General features: G+C 69.7%; 13 protein-coding genes. 4 read left to right on the forward strand and 9 right to left on the reverse strand.

All coding sequences use genetic code 11. The annotated features are described in order from the left end of the window. Positions 1 to 7 precede the first annotated feature (7 nt). Both J7656_RS05160 and J7656_RS05165 read right to left on the reverse strand, forming a co-directional pair. Positions 8 to 1,054, reverse strand: coding sequence for an AAA family ATPase (locus J7656_RS05160; RefSeq protein WP_211554301.1), 1,047 nt, complete (start codon positions 1,052 to 1,054; stop codon positions 8 to 10). 224 nt (positions 1,055 to 1,278) lie between these two features. Then, complete coding sequence (locus tag J7656_RS05165; RefSeq protein WP_211554303.1) at positions 1,279 to 2,610, reverse strand: dihydroorotase; 1,332 nt, start codon at positions 2,608 to 2,610, stop codon at positions 1,279 to 1,281. 124 nt (positions 2,611 to 2,734) lie between these two features. Here J7656_RS05165 and J7656_RS05170 point away from each other — a divergent pair, with 124 nt between their 5' ends. From J7656_RS05170 to J7656_RS05180, 3 genes are all read left to right on the forward strand, one after another. After that, positions 2,735 to 3,232 carry a DUF8162 family protein gene (locus J7656_RS05170; protein ID WP_211554306.1) on the forward strand — a complete coding sequence of 166 codons (498 nt, stop codon included), beginning with the start codon at positions 2,735 to 2,737 and terminating at the stop codon, positions 3,230 to 3,232. 545 nt (positions 3,233 to 3,777) lie between these two features. Continuing rightward, positions 3,778 to 5,148 carry a serine--tRNA ligase gene (gene serS / locus J7656_RS05175; RefSeq protein ID WP_211554308.1) on the forward strand — a complete coding sequence of 457 codons (1,371 nt, stop codon included), beginning with the start codon at positions 3,778 to 3,780 and terminating at the stop codon, positions 5,146 to 5,148. Positions 5,149 to 5,269: 121 nt separating this feature from the next. Beyond that, a complete protein-coding gene (locus J7656_RS05180) occupies positions 5,270 to 6,166 on the forward strand; it encodes an NmrA family NAD(P)-binding protein (protein ID WP_017344226.1) in 897 nt (298 codons plus the stop codon). 49 nt (positions 6,167 to 6,215) lie between these two features. On the opposite strand, the gene J7656_RS05185 is transcribed toward J7656_RS05180, so the two are convergent. The 3 genes from J7656_RS05185 to J7656_RS05195 form a co-directional block, all read right to left on the reverse strand. Next, a complete protein-coding gene (locus J7656_RS05185) occupies positions 6,216 to 6,710 on the reverse strand; it encodes a PIN domain-containing protein (protein WP_211554310.1) in 495 nt (164 codons plus the stop codon). Continuing rightward, complete coding sequence (locus tag J7656_RS05190; protein ID WP_017344228.1) at positions 6,711 to 7,013, reverse strand: ribbon-helix-helix protein, CopG family; 303 nt, start codon at positions 7,011 to 7,013, stop codon at positions 6,711 to 6,713. 66 nt (positions 7,014 to 7,079) lie between these two features. After that, on the reverse strand, positions 7,080 to 7,682 hold the full coding sequence (locus tag J7656_RS05195) for an LURP-one-related family protein (RefSeq protein WP_017344229.1): 603 nt from the start codon (positions 7,680 to 7,682) through the stop codon (positions 7,080 to 7,082). A 129-nt stretch (positions 7,683 to 7,811) separates the two neighbouring features. On the opposite strand from J7656_RS05195, the gene J7656_RS05200 reads away from it, so the two are divergent. Further along, positions 7,812 to 8,312: a hypothetical protein gene (locus J7656_RS05200; protein ID WP_017344230.1), complete on the forward strand. Its 501-nt coding sequence runs from the start codon at positions 7,812 to 7,814 to the stop codon at positions 8,310 to 8,312. A gap of 126 nt (positions 8,313 to 8,438) precedes the next feature. On the opposite strand, the gene J7656_RS05205 is transcribed toward J7656_RS05200, so the two are convergent. From J7656_RS05205 to nrfD, 4 genes are read right to left on the reverse strand one after another with little or no spacing between them, the layout of a single operon-like run. Then, entirely contained in the window at positions 8,439 to 9,518 is a 1,080-nt protein-coding gene (locus J7656_RS05205) for an Mrp/NBP35 family ATP-binding protein (RefSeq protein ID WP_017344231.1), read from the reverse strand. Positions 9,519 to 9,543: 25 nt separating this feature from the next. After that, the gene (locus J7656_RS05210; RefSeq protein WP_017344232.1) at positions 9,544 to 10,260 is read right to left on the reverse strand and encodes a TorD/DmsD family molecular chaperone; all 717 of its coding nucleotides are present in this window, start codon (positions 10,258 to 10,260) and stop codon (positions 9,544 to 9,546) included. 5 nt (positions 10,261 to 10,265) lie between these two features. Next, complete coding sequence (locus tag J7656_RS05215) at positions 10,266 to 13,523, reverse strand: molybdopterin-dependent oxidoreductase (RefSeq protein WP_017344233.1); 3,258 nt, start codon at positions 13,521 to 13,523, stop codon at positions 10,266 to 10,268. Then, positions 13,520 to 14,791, reverse strand: coding sequence for an NrfD/PsrC family molybdoenzyme membrane anchor subunit (gene nrfD, locus J7656_RS05220; protein WP_211554312.1), 1,272 nt, complete (start codon positions 14,789 to 14,791; stop codon positions 13,520 to 13,522). Before nrfD ends, J7656_RS05215 begins: the two co-directional genes overlap by 4 nt. Position 14,792 lies beyond the last annotated feature (1 nt).

Raw genomic sequence — 14,792 nt, forward strand, 5'->3', positions numbered from 1 at the left:
CATCTCGTCACTCCACGCGGATCCGGTCGAGCGCGTCGGCGACGACGTCCGCGCCGTCGGTCCCGCCCGACTCGGTCCGGATGCGATGCGAGAGCACGGTCGGCGCCTCGGTCTGGACGTCGTCGGGGATCACGTATCCGCGGCCGTCGAGCGCGGCGCGGGCCTGTGACGCGCGGATCAGCGCGAGGCTCCCGCGCGGGCTCGCCCCGAGCTTCGCGTTCCGCCGGGTGAACACCGCGAGGCGGGCCACGTACTCCCGGACCGCCTCGGAGGCCTCTATCTCGCCGACGATCCGCCGCGCGCGCCGGACGTCCGCGATCGTGGCCACGGGCTCGATCGCGTCGACCGGGTGGTCGCCGGCGAGCCGCCCGAGGATCGCTGCCTCCTCCTCCGCGTCCGGGTAGCCGAGCCGGATCTTCTTCGTGAAGCGGTCGACCTCCGCGACGGGGAGCTCGTACGTCTGTCCCGGCTCCACGTCGTTCTGGGTCGCGATCACGCAGAACGGGTCCGGCAGGTCGCGGGTCGTCCCGTCGGTGGTCACCTGGTTCTCTTCCATCGCCTCCAACAGCGCCGACTGCGTCTTCGGCGGGGCACGGTTGATCTCGTCGCCGAGGACGACGTTCGCGAACACCGGCCCGGGCTGGAAGTCGAACTCGTCGGTGCGGCGGTTGAACACGTTGACGCCGGTGACGTCGGAGGGCAGGAGGTCGGGCGTGAACTGGACGCGCTTGAACGAGCCGTCGATCGAGCGCGCGACCGACTTCGCGAGCGTCGTCTTCCCGACGCCGGGCACGTCCTCGACGAGGAGGTGGCCGCGCGCCAGCACAGTGACGAGGACGTGTTCGACCGCCTCGCGCTTGCCCACGATCACGTCCTCGACCTCCTCGACGATGCGGTCCGCGAGCGCGGCGACGTCGGCGGGGGTCTCGGGCTCGACCGCCGCGGCGGTGCCGGCCGTCGTCCCCGCCCCCTCGCGGCCGGTCGATTCCGCCTCGGCGTCCGCCGACTCCGCTGGACCGGCCCCCGCCGGTCCCGACTCTCCGGGGGCCGTCATGTTCGGTCGGCCTCGTCCGGGTCGGGCTCCCGTCCGGAGACGACCGTGCGAATGCTCCCCGTGATCATTGATATACCCCGGGTAAGGCGAGCAACGGCATATGCGTTCCGCCGGCGGCGGTCCGCTCGTCGCGGCCGATCTCGGCGTTTCGGGTCCTCGGCGCTTCGGTGTCTCGACGTTTCACCCCGTCGGCGGCGACCCCGCGAACTCCCCGCGGCGCGCGACTACCGTTCCCTGACGTTCCGCCCGACCGGATCGCCGAACGACGCGGCCCCGGTCGCCGGGTCGCGCTCGTAGACGACCTCGCCGCGGACGAGCGTGACCTCGGGGAAGACGCCGCGGAGCCCCTCGAAGGGGGTCCACGCGGGGGCGCTGTGGAGCGCAGCGGCCTCGATCTCGCGCGGGTCCGCGGTGTCGACGAGGACGAGGTCGGCGTCGCGCCCCTCGGCGACCCGTCCCTTCCGGTCGAGACCGAATATCTCGGCGGGGTTGGCGGCGACCACGTCGCGGACGCGTTCGAGAGACAGCTCGCCCTTTCGGGCCGATTCGAGCAGCAGCGGGTACAGCGTCTCGACGCCGGGCACGCCGCTGGGCGCGTCGACGAGCCCCGCGCGCTTCTCTTCGACCGTGTGCGGCGCGTGGTCGGTCGCGACGACGTCGACGGCGCCCTCGGCGAGCCGGGCGAACAGCGCCTCGCGCCGCTCCTCGGAGCGGAGCGGCGGGTTCATGCGACCGAACGTCCCGAGCGACCGCGCCCGCTCGCGAGAGAGATAGAGGTGATGCGGCGTCACCTCGCAGGTTGCGTCCGTCCCGTCTTCGCGGGCGTCCGTCACCGCGTCGACCGCCTCCGGCGTCGAGGTGTGCGCGACGTGGACCCGCGCGTCGCGGTCGCCGGCCGCCGCGAGCGCGCTCTCGACCGCGGCGATCTCCGCGTCGGCCGTCCTATAGACGGACCACGCGTCGGCGGTCGCGGCCGTGCCGACGCCGCCGAGGTCGCCGTCGAGCGCGGACTCGTCGAACAGCGTCGCGTCCTCCGCGTGGACGGTGACCGGCACGTCGCGGGCGGCCGCCTCGTCGAGCACGTCCGCGAACAGGTCGGCGTCGATCCCCATGTCGCCGGTCGAGTCCGCGAGGAACACCTCGCCGAGGGCGAACAGCGGGCGGTCGAAGAGGCTCTCGGGGTCCCACTCCGCCGTGACGCCGCCGTTGATCCCGTAGTCGACGAGCGAGTCGGCCGCGAGCGCCGCCTTCTCGTCGAACGCCGCACCGTCGACGGTGGGCGGCGAGGTGTTCGGCTGGTCGACGACGGTCGTGACCCCGCCCGCCGCGGCGCTCCGTGAGCCCGAACTCCACGTCTCCTTGTGGCTCCCGCCGGGCTCGCGGAAGTGGACGTGGACGTCGACCGCGCCCGGTAGGAGGTGTCTGCCGCGCGCTTCGAGGACGCGCTCGCCGGCGTCGGCGCCGAGCCCCTCGGCGACCGCGGCGATCCGTCCGTCGTCGCCGATCCGCACGTCTCGAACCCGGCCGTCGGCCAGCGTCGCGCCCGTGATGAGCATCGTTGTCGGCCGGTCGCGGCGCGCGGGATAAACGCTGGTGGTTCCGGTCGGTCTCCCTGGCCCCCCTCCGAGCCGAGAGGCCGTCACCGCAAGAGGTTTGCCGGTTCCGACGGGTCTCCCGCCCATGGCCCTCCTCTCTCTCGCCCCCGCGACCGTCGACGTCGCAGTCGGATGGCTGTGGACGGTCGCGCTGCTCCTCTTCCCCGGGATCGTCGCCGCCGGACTGTGCGCACCGTTCCTCGCCGCCGAGCGCCTTCGGGCGCTGTTCGACGCGCTCCCGCCGGCCGGACGCGTCTTGCCCTCGTATCTCGGGGTGTGCGTCGGGCTCTCGGTCCCGTACGTCGTCGGCGTCGTCTTCACCGTCGCGCGCGCCGCCGAGGCGGGGCCCGCTTGGAGTTCCGGATTCCTGCTCACGGCGCTGATCGGGGCAGTCCTCGTCGCCTTCGTCGCGCCGGCGGTCGCCATGCTCGCCCTGCCACGGCTCGGCGTCGACTGGGACCCGACGGGGTACGGCTACTCGACGTGGCTCCTCCTCGTCGGCGCCGGACTGTGGTACGCGCTCGTCGCCGCGGTCCCCCTCGTCGCGCTCGCAATCGGGATGGCGCTGCCGGGCGGGTACTGACCATTCAGTCACCGATCGTCGATTTATAAATGGACGAGGCGGTCGGCGCGTGCCTCCGAGCGCCCCCTGGGCGCGAGGAGCACGCGCGAGGGACGCCGCGAGCGCAGCGAGCGGCGAGGCTGGGGAGGCGTGAGGTGCGGTCGCGGTGCGGGCCGGGACTCAAAGGGGCAGTCGCGAGGACGGCGCAGGCGACGTAAGCACCGCAGGAGCGAGTGAAACGAGCGACGAGGAGCGCAACGAGCGTGCGCCGTCCTCGCGACTGGGGCTTTGGGGGTGTTCGCCGGCGATCTGCTGATATCTGTTTATAAATGAACGGCTGGGGCTTTGACAGTCTTCGCCGGCGATCTGCTGACATCTGTTTATAAATAAACGGCTGGTGCTTTATGGGAGTTCACTGGCGATCTACTGGTGCGTATTTATAAGCGAGCGGCTGGGGCTTTGACAGTCTTCGCCGCCGATTCCCGAGTGCTAACTAATAGGAGACGCTGTGAGACGTTAGCGACGCTCCGATACGGTTTTGGGTCGCCCCGCGGAACTCTCGTCAAATGCTGTCTCGACAGTTCGTCCGGGAGAACCCCGAGGTCGTCCGCGAGGCGCTCGAAAACAAGGGCGTCGACGTGGACCTCGACCGGATTCTCGACGTCGACGAGGAGTGGCGGGAGCTGAAACAGCGCGGCGACGACCTCCGACACGAGCGCAACGAGGTCTCCTCGAAGATCGGCGACCTGAAACAGGCCGGAGAGGAGGAAGCAGCTCAGGAGGCCATCGAGCGCTCGCAGGAGCTCAAGTCGGAACTCCAAGAGGTCGAGGAGCGCGCCGACGAACTGGAGGCGGAACTGGAGGAATCCTTACTCGAACTCCCCCAGATCCCGCAGGACTCGGTCCCCGTGGGCGAAGACGAGTCGGAGAACGTCGAGCGCCGCCGCGAGGGGTTCGACGAGCTCCGCGACCTTCCGGCCGACGTGGAGCCGCACTACGACCTCGGCGAGGATCTCGAAATTCTCGACTTCGAGCGCGGAGCGAAGGTCGCCGGCGGCGGGTTCTACGTCGCGAAGGGCGACGGCGCCCGGCTAGAACACGCGCTGATCCAGTTCATGCTCGACGTCCACCGCGAGCAGGGGTACGAGGACGTGTTCCCGCCGATCCCGGTCAACTCCGCGTCGATGCGAGGGACCGGGCAGCTGCCGAAGTTCACCGAGGACGCCTACCGCGTCGAGGGGTCGAACGAGGACGAGTACGACGACGACGACCTCTGGCTGCTCCCGACCGCGGAGGTACCCGTCACGAACCTCCACCGCGACGAGATCCTGCTCGGCGAGGACCTGCCCCTAAAGTACCAGGCGTACACGCCGAACTTCCGGCAGGAGGCGGGCGAACACGGCACGGAGACGCGCGGCATCGTCCGCGTCCACCAGTTCAACAAGGTGGAGATGGTGAACTTCGTCCGGCCCGAGGAGAGCGACGAGCGCTTCGAGGGGCTCGTCGACGAGGCCGAGGAGGTGCTCCGGCGCCTGGAGCTCCCCTACCGCATCTTAGAGATGTGTACCGGCGACCTCGGGTTCACGCAGGCGAAGAAGTACGATATTGAGGTGTGGGCGCCCGCCGACGACATGGACGAGGGGCCCGAACAGGGCGGCCGCTGGCTCGAGGTCTCCTCCGTCTCCAACTTCGAGGATTTCCAGGCGCGCCGCGCGGGGATCCGCTACCGCGAGGAGCACCACGAGTCCGCGGAGTACCTCCACACGCTCAACGGCTCGGGGCTCGCGGTGCCGCGGATCGTCGTCGCAATCTTAGAGTACTACCAGAACGACGACGGCACCGTCACTGTCCCCGAGGCGCTGCGCCCGTACATGGGCGGCACGGAGGTCATCGAGGGCCACGACGCGGTCGGCGAGACGAAGCTGGGCGGGGAGTAGGCGGCGCGAGCGCCGTCGAAACCGGCCGGAGCGTCCCCACTCGGATCGAGGCCGACGCCGGCGGGCCGTTCGTGCGCGGATCGGGGCTGAATATCTTATACGCGAGGCGCGAACGGGACGTATGGAACGCGCCGCCACCGGCGAGGAAAGCTCGGGGCGACCGACCGCGGACCGCGTCCTCGTCACCGGCGCGACCGGCACCGTCGGCGAGCCCCTCGTCCGGAAACTCACGGACGGGGACGCGTCGGTCCGGCTCGCGACTCGGAACCCGGACGACGCACGCGAACAGTTCGGTGAGGGGCTGGAGTACGTCGAGTTCGACCTCGGTCGCCCCGAGACGTGGGGGTCTGCGCTCGCGGACGTCGACCGACTCTTCCTCCTGTACCCGCCGGGGAGCGCGGTGAGCGACATCACCGAGTTCGCGGACGCCGCTGACAGGGTAGGCGTCGAGCACGTCGCCTTCCTGTCGATCCTCGGCGCGGGGAAGCTCCCGATCCTTCCGCATCGCCGGATCGAGACGCACCTCGCGGGGACGGACCTCGCGTGCACCTTCCTCCGCGCCTCGTGGTTCGCCCAGAACCTGAGCGAGATCCACCGCGCGGAGATCGTCGACCGCAACGAGATATACGTCCCGGCGGGGGACGGCGTCCTGAGTTTCACCGACGCGCGGGACGTGGCCGCGGTGGCCGCGACCGTCCTCACCGACCCCGGACACCGGAACCGGGCGTACGACCTTACCGGCCCGGCCGCGCTCGACTTTCACGAGGTCGCCGGGGTGTTCTCGGACGTGCTCGACAGGCCGATCGAGTACGCCGACCCGTCCCGGCTGACGTTCGCGCGGCAGATGTATCGACGCGGGTTCTCTCCGGGATTCGTCGTGTTCATGGTCGCGGAGTATTCGGTCGTTCGACTAGGATTCTCCGGACGGACGACCGACGACATCGAGACGCTGCTGGGGCGACCGCCGAGAACGGTCCGCGAGTTCGTCGCGGACTACGCCGACGAGTTCCGCGCGTAGCGCGGGCCGGGGTGACGGTCCACCGAATCCGACGCGCGGTCGGCGAGTCTCATTCGAACAGCTCGCGCGTGTACCGGTGGATCGGTGCCTCAAGCCAGTCCCGCTGCTCTGCGATCGTCTCGAACGCCGCCCGTGCCTCGTCTTCGCTGAGCGCGTCGCGTTTGACCAACGCGCGGAGCACGATCGGCGACAGCGCGACCCGAGCGTCGACCGCCGCCCGCAGCTCCGGGAGCGCCCTGTAGTCGTCGGTGATCAGGAATTCTGCGCCCGTCTCGCGGACCGTGGCGACGCAGCTCGCCTCGCCCTCGTCGATTCGGCTCGTGATGATCCCCTCGCTCTCGTCGACGACGGAGCGCACGTCGATATCCTCGATCAGTTCCAATGCCCGGCCGGCGGCGTCACCGTGTCTGTCGTCGTACTCGGCGGTCTCTCGGAGCTCGCCGAGAACGGTCTCCGTGGTGACGACCTCGAACTCGCGGACCACGACGCCGAGGACCTCGCCGACCGCGAGCGAGACGAACGCGCTCGTGTCTGCGACCAGCATTCACAGGTCCGCGAGGTCGTCGGCGAGCGTCTCGCCGTCGTCGAGGAGTTCCTTCGAGGCGCGGACCGCCTCCGCATCCTGCCGTCCGACGATTTCGGCGAGCGTATCGAATCCGACGGTGCCGTCGAGGTACAGTTCGACGACCGCCTCGCGGAACTCCTCGTCGTCTTCTATCTCGGCTAAGTACCGCCGGAGGGCCTCGATGAGTATCTCCGTCCGGTCCTTGTGCGTCACCTCCGCGGCGACGTCCGCTTGCTCCACCAGCTCCTCGGGGAGCCGGAAGTTGACGCGCTTCGTGCTCATGTACACACGTTGTATGTACGCAGTAAAAATCGTGTCGCCGCTACCGACCGGCTGCCCCGACCGCCGCTACTGGTTCTCTAGAGCGTCGAGGATGCACGCCGCGGCGACGACCGCCTCCTTCGGCACGTCGCTCGCGTCGTCGACGGTGACCGTGTAGGCGTCGCGCATCGAGAACTGTCCCTCGATGTCGCCGACGTGGCCGCCGTCCGCGTCGAATATCTCGTACTTGTTCGGGATCAGGTTCGCGGCCCCGACGAGGTGGCGGAGCCCCGAGAGCAGCTTGTTCTTCGATTCGATCGTCGCCAGCGCCTCGCCCGTGTCGGGGTCGCGGATCGTCCAGTTCTCGACGAACAGCGAGTAGTCCTCGTCCAAGACGACGACCTCCTCGCCGGTGCCCGCGTCGACGATGGCGTAGTTGCCGCCGACGTCGATAATGCCGCCCGCCTTCACCGAGAAGGCGTCCTCGTCGTCGCCGGTGACGAACGGGAACTCCTCTTTCAGCTTGAACATCTTCTGTTTCCCGCGGAGGACCACGTTTCCGGCGCTGTCGCGGACGGTGTACTTGTTCCGGACCAGCGACTGTTTGACCTCGTAGCGGTCGTCGCTGAGGTCGACGGTCGAGATGTCGTACTCGTCCGACTCGGACGGGAACATGGAGGGATCGTCCATGGGTTGCGAAGGGCGTCACCGCCGGAAAAAGCTCCCGCTCTCTGACGGCGCTCGCGCCCGGACGCGGTGGCTCAAGCGATCGTCGTAGCCTCCGGCACCCCTTTTGAACGGCGAGCGGTCGTCCCGGGTATGTCTCGGTTCGCACTCGTCGCGGTCGCTTGCCTCGTCGTCCTCGCCGGCTGCCTGTCCGCCGGCTCGCCCGCCTGTCCCGCGATCGGACCGGACGGCGAGCGGGTCGACGACCCGGTGTGTCCGGACGAACGGGCGGGCGGGCTCTCGCTGTCCCTCGAACGAGACGCCGAGACCGTCCGCGTCACCGCCACGAACGTCGGGGACGGAACGGTGCCGGTCAACCCGGACCAATGGGTCGTCTTCCGGAACGCCGCGGAGCGGGGAGCGGACGCCCCCGAGTGGGAGACGGCCGCGAACGCCCCGGCGGGCACCCACAACCTGACCGTGCGGGAGCTGCCCCCGGGCGAGACGGAGACGTGGGAGGTCCGCTACGACCCGACCGCGCCGGACGCGTCGGACCGCCGCGACGCGGTGCTCGACCGACCGGGCGAGTACGTCTTCTCGCTCGGGGCGGACGGTCGGACCTACGTCGTCTCCTTCCGGATAGCGGAGGCGTGAACGACGGCGTCAGCCGGCCGATGGCGGGCCGATTCATCTCCGCTCGGCGGCGTCTCAGGGCCGGCTTCGCGCTATACCGCCCACGCGAACGCTTCGTCGTCGTCGGCGCCGGCGGCGCCTCCCGCTTCAGGTCGGCCCCTCGCTCTCCCGCTGTCGGTGGTGACGCCGGAGGACGCCGACCTTGTTCGCGACCGTCGCCGCCAACTCCCGGAACGCCGCCGCGGTGTCGCCGTCGTCACCGAACACGATCGGCTCGCCGTCGTCGGCCCCCGCGCGGACGGCCGGGTCCAGCGGCAGCGATCCGAGGTACGGGACGTCGACCGCGTCGGCCAGCGTCCGGCCGCCGTCCTCGCCGAAGATCTCGTGCGTGTCCCCGCAGCTGGGGCAGACGAACCCGCTCATGTTCTCGACGACGCCCAACACGTTGGTCCGGTACTCCCCGAACATCTGGACGCCCCGGCGGGTGTCTCCCACCGCGACGGACTGGGGGGTCGTGACGACGACCGTCCCAGTGACGGGGAGATTTTGAAGCACCGTCAGTTGGACGTCGCCGGTCCCCGGCGGCAGATCGACGACGAGGTAGTCGAGCGACCCCCACGACACGTCGTCGAAGAGGTCGGTGAGCGTGTTCTGTGCGACCGGGCCGCGCCAGACGACCGGGTCGTCCTCGTCGATCAGCAGGCCGACGCTCATCAGTTCGAGCCCGTGCGCGGTCGGCGGCTCGATCCGCTCCTCGCCGTCGACGGTCGCCACGTCCGGCTCGGCGTCGGCGCCGAGCATCTGCGGGACGTTCGGGCCGTACACGTCGGCGTCGAACAGCCCGACGTTCGCCCCGCGGTCCGCGAGGCCGGCGGCGAGGTTGACGGCGACGGTGCTCTTCCCGACGCCGCCCTTCCCGGAGGCGACGGCGATCACGTTCTTGACGCCCGGCAGGACCGACGACTCGGCGGCGTCGAACAGCGGCACGTTCGCCGAGAGCTCGACGTCGATCCCCGCGTCGGCGGCGACCTCGCGGACGCGGTCCGCGATGGCGGCCTCGTCCGGCGCGTGGGGCGCACCGAGCGCGAGCTCGACGGCGGCGGTCCCGTCGTCGACGGTCACGTCGGTGACGAGGCCGGCGCTGACGATGTCCGTCCCGAGCGCCGGGTCGTCGACGGCGCGGAGGCGATCACGGAAGTCTGCGTCTGAGATGGTGGTAGTTGTCATCGGTGGTGTGGTTACGGTGGCGTGGTTACGCGGTCATGTTCTCGGACGGCTGCGCGTCGGCGTCGACGACTTCTCGCGCGTCCCACGCGGTGAACGTCCGCGCGAGCCGGGCGATCGCGGCGAAGACGCCCTCCGCGGTGTCGCGGCTCGCGACGGCCTCCTCGAACCGGTCGATCCAGCCCAGCCGCGAGAGCGTCCGGGCCTGGAGTTCGCGGACCGCGTCGAGGTCCGACTCGGTTCCGTCGCCGTCGCGGAGCGCCGCCTCCCGCTCGCAGAGGGCGCGCATGAACTCGAAGCAGGCGGCGACGTGATCGGGGATGTCGTCGCCCCGCTCGGGCGAGAACCCGCCGACGGCGTACAGTTCAGCCATGTCGGCGGCCGGGTCTCCGAGCAGCTCGCCGGCCTCCCCGGCGGTGTGGTACCGCGAGTCAGACTCGAACTCCTCGCTCGGGTCGACCGCGTGGGCGGACGCGAACGGCGGGACGTAGTGGCTCCCGGGCACGACGAACAGGTTGTCGTACCCGATCTTCAGCGCGTCCGCGTCGTACTCGTCGCCGCGCAGGGGCGCCGTCTCGATGTCGATCGGGAACGCCTCGGCGACGGCGGCGAAGGCTCCCTCGTCGATCGCGGCCGCGGTCGTCTCGGCCTCGCCGTCGAAGGTCGCCGCCAGCAGCCCGTACAGCCGCGCGCGGGCCGTTGCGGTCGCCGTCTCGTCGAAGTCCTCGTGAGCGGTTTCGGACATGCTGATCACCGCCGCTCCACGTCGACGAAGGCGTCGTACTGCGCGTTGCTCCCGCCGACCAGGTCCGAGAGACCGGTGTCGCCGAGTCGCGCGTCTAACGGCTGGACGTGGTTGATCGCGAAGCCGGCGTCGCGGCCCTTCGCGTACCCGGCCTCCTCGCTCATCGGCTCGTCGAACTGGTAGTCGCTGTGGCCGTCGGCCTCGACCGCCGGCCGCGTCTCGCCGTCAACTGTCTGGGCCGTCGCCCCGTCGCCGGTCCGACCCCAGCCCCACATCGCCCCGACGACGCCCGGCCGGATGCCGCTCGTGACCATCGCGACCCCGTCGACGGTCTCGCGACCGGCGTCGATAGCGATCTCGTCGCCGTTCTCGATGCCCCGCTCCTCGGCGTCTCGGGGGTTGATCCACAGCGGGTTCTCGGGGCGCGTCTCGCGGAGCCACGGGCTGTTCTGGGTGCGGTGCATGCCCTGCGTCCGCGGCTTCCAGTTGATCAGCCGGAGCGGGCGCTCCCGGTCATCGTCGCCGCTCACCGCGGCCTGGACGGTGCCGTCGTAGTGTTCGACGTCGTCGACCCGCGGCAGCGGGTCGAAGCGTTCGCCGGTGAAGGAGTGTTTCCCGTTCGGGACGACCTCGCTGTAGAAGTCGACGCGGGACTCGAGCTTGTACCGCATGTGCTCGCCGTCGTAGGCGTTCGAGTCGTCCGCGCGCTCGGCGTAGTCGTAGTCGTGACCGTGCTCGGCGAACGCCTCGTCGTACCCCTCGGTCGGCTCCTCGAAGCGGCCGCCCCGGTTCAACACGGTGACGACCTTCGGCCACTCCTCGTCGGTGACCGCAGCCTTCCAGCGGTCGAGGTCGAACGCCTCGCCGAGGCCGTTCTCGTGGCTCTCGCGGAACACCCGCCGCTCGTCCTCGCTCGCGTCCGCGACCGGGTCGCGGCTGTAGGCGATGTTGGCGGCGAGCTTCAGGTAGAAGTCCTCGGCCCGTTCGAGGGGCCACAGGTCTCCGTCGGCGTCGGGGACGGCGTCCTCGCCGACTCCCGGGAGGTCGAGCTCCGACCACAGCTCGACGAGGACGTCCTCGAACGGACGCGCGTTCGGGACGACCGACACCGCCGGCTGGCTGATCTTCTCGTCGGCCAGCCGCTTGTTCGGGTACGTCCCGAAGTTCTCCCACCGTTCGAGGTAGGTCGGCTCCGGCAGGATGTAGTCGGCGTACTGGCTCGTCTCGCCGATGACCGTGTCCGAGGCGACGATCAGCGGGATCGTGTCGGTGTCCTTCAGTATCGCCGGGATCTCGTCGCCGCCGGCGACCGCCATCACGTGGTTGTTCGAGTACGGCCGGATGAACAGCGCCTCGACGCCGTACGGGTACTCGTCGGCGGCGCTGCCGTAGAGCTCCTGGGTCGCCTGCGGCGGCGCGACGGGGAACCACGGCCGCTTCGCCGGGTAGCCGTCGTCGCGGTCGAAAAGCGAGGTGTCCTCGTAGTTGACGCCGCCGCGGAGCAGGGGGATCCCCCACGGCGAGTGGCCGTCCGGGACCGAACCGAGCTCGTACCGGCCCGACATGGTGTCGTAGCCGGCGTACGGCGTGATCTGGCCGCCCTTCCAGTCGTAGTTCCCGATGAGGTGCTGGAGGGTGGCGATCGCCCGCGTGTTGTAGAAGCCGTTGGTGTGCTTCGCCGGCCCGCGGTAGGCCATGATCGCCGCCCGCTTGCCGTGGCTGGTGAACTCGTCGGCGATCTCGGCGATCTGCTCGGCCGGTACGCCGGCCATCTCGGCGTACTCCTCGACGGTGTGTTCGAAGACGCGCTCGCGGTACTGGCTCCAGACGCTCCGGACCGCCGTCCCGTCGATTGTCACGTCGACGTCGAGGACCGCCGTGTCGACCTCGCTCGCGGGGCGCGGCTCGCCCGTCGCCGCGTCGACGGCGACGAAGTCGTCGGCGGCCTCGTCGTCCTCGTCGACGAGTCCTAGGTCGGCGGCGTGCGCCTTCGGCCCCGCCGGCTCGTCGACGAGGACGAGGTGTGTCGCGTCGCTCCACGTCGGCTCGTCGTCGTCGCTCGCGGCCGACCGCGAGGGGTTCTGGAGGTACGTCAGGTCGTGGCGGTCGTTCTCGATGATCCACCGCGCCATCCCGAGCGCGAGCGCCCCGTCCGCGCCGGGTTCGACGGGCACCCACGTGTCGGCCTTCTCGGCCGTCTTCGACAGGCGCGGGTCGACGACGTCCATCCGCATCCCGTCCTCGATGGCGTTCGTCAGCTTCGGCGCGAGCCACGTCGGGCCCTTGTTGGCGACCATCGGGTTGGTCCCCCACGCGATGAGGTACTCGCAGTTCTCGACGTCCGGGTACTGCCGCTTCTTCTGGGCGGCGTGCGACCGAACGTTGCCCATCACGCTCGAGACGCCGCAGGTCCCCGCGTGGTGGATGCTGTTGATCGACCCGAGCCCCTGATGCCAGAGCCGGTTGCGGATGAAGTTCCGCCGGAACCCGCCGACGTCGACGATCTGGTTGGACTTCGGGCCGAGGTCGGGGTGGTCGGTGTCGATGAGGTCGTCCGCGTACTTCTCGTCGAACGCTGACTTGGACAGCTCGCCGCTCTGAACGGCCTCCCAGTCGCTCATCACCGCCTCCTGCGGGGCGTACCCCCAGATGTCTTCGAGCCCGGGGTGGCCGAGCTCGTCGTCGCCCTCGACGATGTCCCGGATCGCCTCGTCCCATGAGACGGTCTTCCACTCGCCCGAGCCCCGCGGGCCGACCCGCTTCATCGGCTGCCGGACGCGGTAGCTGTCGAAGGCCGTCTGGATGCCCGCCTGTCCCTTCAGGCAGATCCGGCCGCCCGAAAGCGACCAGCGGTCGGTGTCGACGTCGCCGCTCCCATCGACGTCGCCCATCGCCACGTCCTCCGGGTCGCTGTCGTAGGGGACCTGCGAGAACGGTTGCGTGGTGAGGAACGAGTACGGGTTTCCGGCGAGCTTCCGGACGAGCGAGCTGTACTCGCCGGTGCCGCTCCCGTCCGCGAGCCTGACCTTGATCGGACAGAACGTGTTACACTGGCCGCAGGTTGTGTGTATCACGTCGCTCGCGCCGTACTCGCCGTACTCGTCGCCGACGTAGTGGTGTTCGTCGTCGGTCCACAGGTCGTCGACGTCCACGTCGACCGCGGCGTTGCTCGCCGCCGCGATAACTCCGATACTCCCGGCCGCCTTGACGAAGTCGCGACGCGAAACCCCCGCGCCGCCCTCGCCCGAATCGTCGGAACTCATTCGTGGTCACCTCCGGAAAGCGGGGTCAACGGAAGCGTCTCCGCGCCCAGCGTGTACAACAGCAGCCCGACGCCGATCATGCCGACGCTCGTTCCCCACTCGACGAGGGTCGGGAAGTACGACCCGTGAGGGAGCCCCTCCATCACGGGCATGACCTGCGCCGGAACGACGATGTTGAACCGCACCGCGACGATTCCGACGACGACGCTCAGCCCGGCCAGAACCATCACCGAGGGCGAGCGCCGCCATGACCGCTTGCTCAGCAACACCATGGGGAATACCCAGCTGAAGCCGACCATGAACCACCAGAACGACCACGACATCGGGCCGTACATGATCACCTGCCAGGTCTCGATCTCGTGGGGGTGGAGGCTGGCGATCGCGATGAACGTCTCGATGGCGGTCAGCGCGGCGTCGACGATAATGAAGCCGATCACCAGCTGTGCGAGCCGATCCAACAGGTCAGGGTCGACCGACTCGCCGTCGAACAGCCGGGTCCGAAGCACGTAGATCAGCATCACCAGGGCGGTCCCGCTGAGTAGCGCCGAGACGACGAATATCACCGGGAACAGTCCGCTGTTCCAGTACGGACGGGCCTTCGAGACGGCGAACAGCACGCCGGTGCCGCCGTGGACCATGAAGATCGCCAGCGGGATCCCGACGACGCCGGCCCGCTTGAGCCAGCGTCGGTCGAACGCCTGCGACGCCTCGCTCGTGTCGAGCCGGCCGAGCGCGAGCGCCGCGTAGAACCGCCTTTTGAGCCCCGAAGTGCGCTCGGCGACCCGCGCAAGGTCGATCCGCATCGAGAAGTACAGCTCCGTGATCAAGATCCCGATGTAGGCCACGTAGGCGTGGACCTCCCACGAGAGCGCCGAGGTCAGCTGGCGCCAGAGGAACGGGAAGTACATCCGGTCCATCCGCCCGAGGTCGATCCAGACGAACAGCAGCGCCACCGCCATGCTGATGACGGCTGCGAACAGCGCCTCGCGGTCGATCCGGTGCATCCCCTCGACCTCGAAGACGTTCGCCATCGTGCTCACGAGGAAAGCGCCGGCCGAGAGGCCGACGAAGTAGATGTAGAACGCGACCCACGCGCCCCACGGGACGACGCTCGTGAGGTTCGTGCTCGCCATCCCCTCCGTGAGCCGAAAGTACGTCGCGTACGCGCCGACGGCGACGAGGACGCCGACGACCGCGTACCAGGCGACGCGCAGCCGGTCGTCCTCGAACCCCGGGTCGAACTCGACGTGTGGACTCTGTGTCGCCATG

It is taken from the genome of Halorubrum ruber, assembly GCF_018228765.1.
GTDB lineage: Archaea > Halobacteriota > Halobacteria > Halobacteriales > Haloferacaceae > Halorubrum > Halorubrum ruber.

Coding starts and splice junctions, on each gene's coding strand:
- J7656_RS05160 (WP_211554301.1), bottom strand. CDS start 1,054: ATGACGGCCCCCGGAGAGTCGGGACCGGCGGGGGCCGGTCCAGCGGAG.
- J7656_RS05210 (WP_017344232.1), bottom strand. CDS start 10,260: ATGTCCGAAACCGCTCACGAGGACTTCGACGAGACGGCGACCGCAACG.
- J7656_RS05170 (WP_211554306.1), top strand. CDS start 2,735: ATGGCCCTCCTCTCTCTCGCCCCCGCGACCGTCGACGTCGCAGTCGGA.
- J7656_RS05185 (WP_211554310.1), bottom strand. CDS start 6,710: ATGCTGGTCGCAGACACGAGCGCGTTCGTCTCGCTCGCGGTCGGCGAG.
- J7656_RS05200 (WP_017344230.1), top strand. CDS start 7,812: ATGTCTCGGTTCGCACTCGTCGCGGTCGCTTGCCTCGTCGTCCTCGCC.
- J7656_RS05180 (WP_017344226.1), top strand. CDS start 5,270: ATGGAACGCGCCGCCACCGGCGAGGAAAGCTCGGGGCGACCGACCGCG.
- J7656_RS05195 (WP_017344229.1), bottom strand. CDS start 7,682: ATGGACGATCCCTCCATGTTCCCGTCCGAGTCGGACGAGTACGACATC.
- J7656_RS05215 (WP_017344233.1), bottom strand. CDS start 13,523: ATGAGTTCCGACGATTCGGGCGAGGGCGGCGCGGGGGTTTCGCGTCGC.
- nrfD (WP_211554312.1), bottom strand. CDS start 14,791: ATGGCGACACAGAGTCCACACGTCGAGTTCGACCCGGGGTTCGAGGAC.
- J7656_RS05190 (WP_017344228.1), bottom strand. CDS start 7,013: ATGAGCACGAAGCGCGTCAACTTCCGGCTCCCCGAGGAGCTGGTGGAG.
- serS (WP_211554308.1), top strand. CDS start 3,778: ATGCTGTCTCGACAGTTCGTCCGGGAGAACCCCGAGGTCGTCCGCGAG.
- J7656_RS05165 (WP_211554303.1), bottom strand. CDS start 2,610: ATGCTCATCACGGGCGCGACGCTGGCCGACGGCCGGGTTCGAGACGTG.
- J7656_RS05205 (WP_017344231.1), bottom strand. CDS start 9,518: ATGACAACTACCACCATCTCAGACGCAGACTTCCGTGATCGCCTCCGC.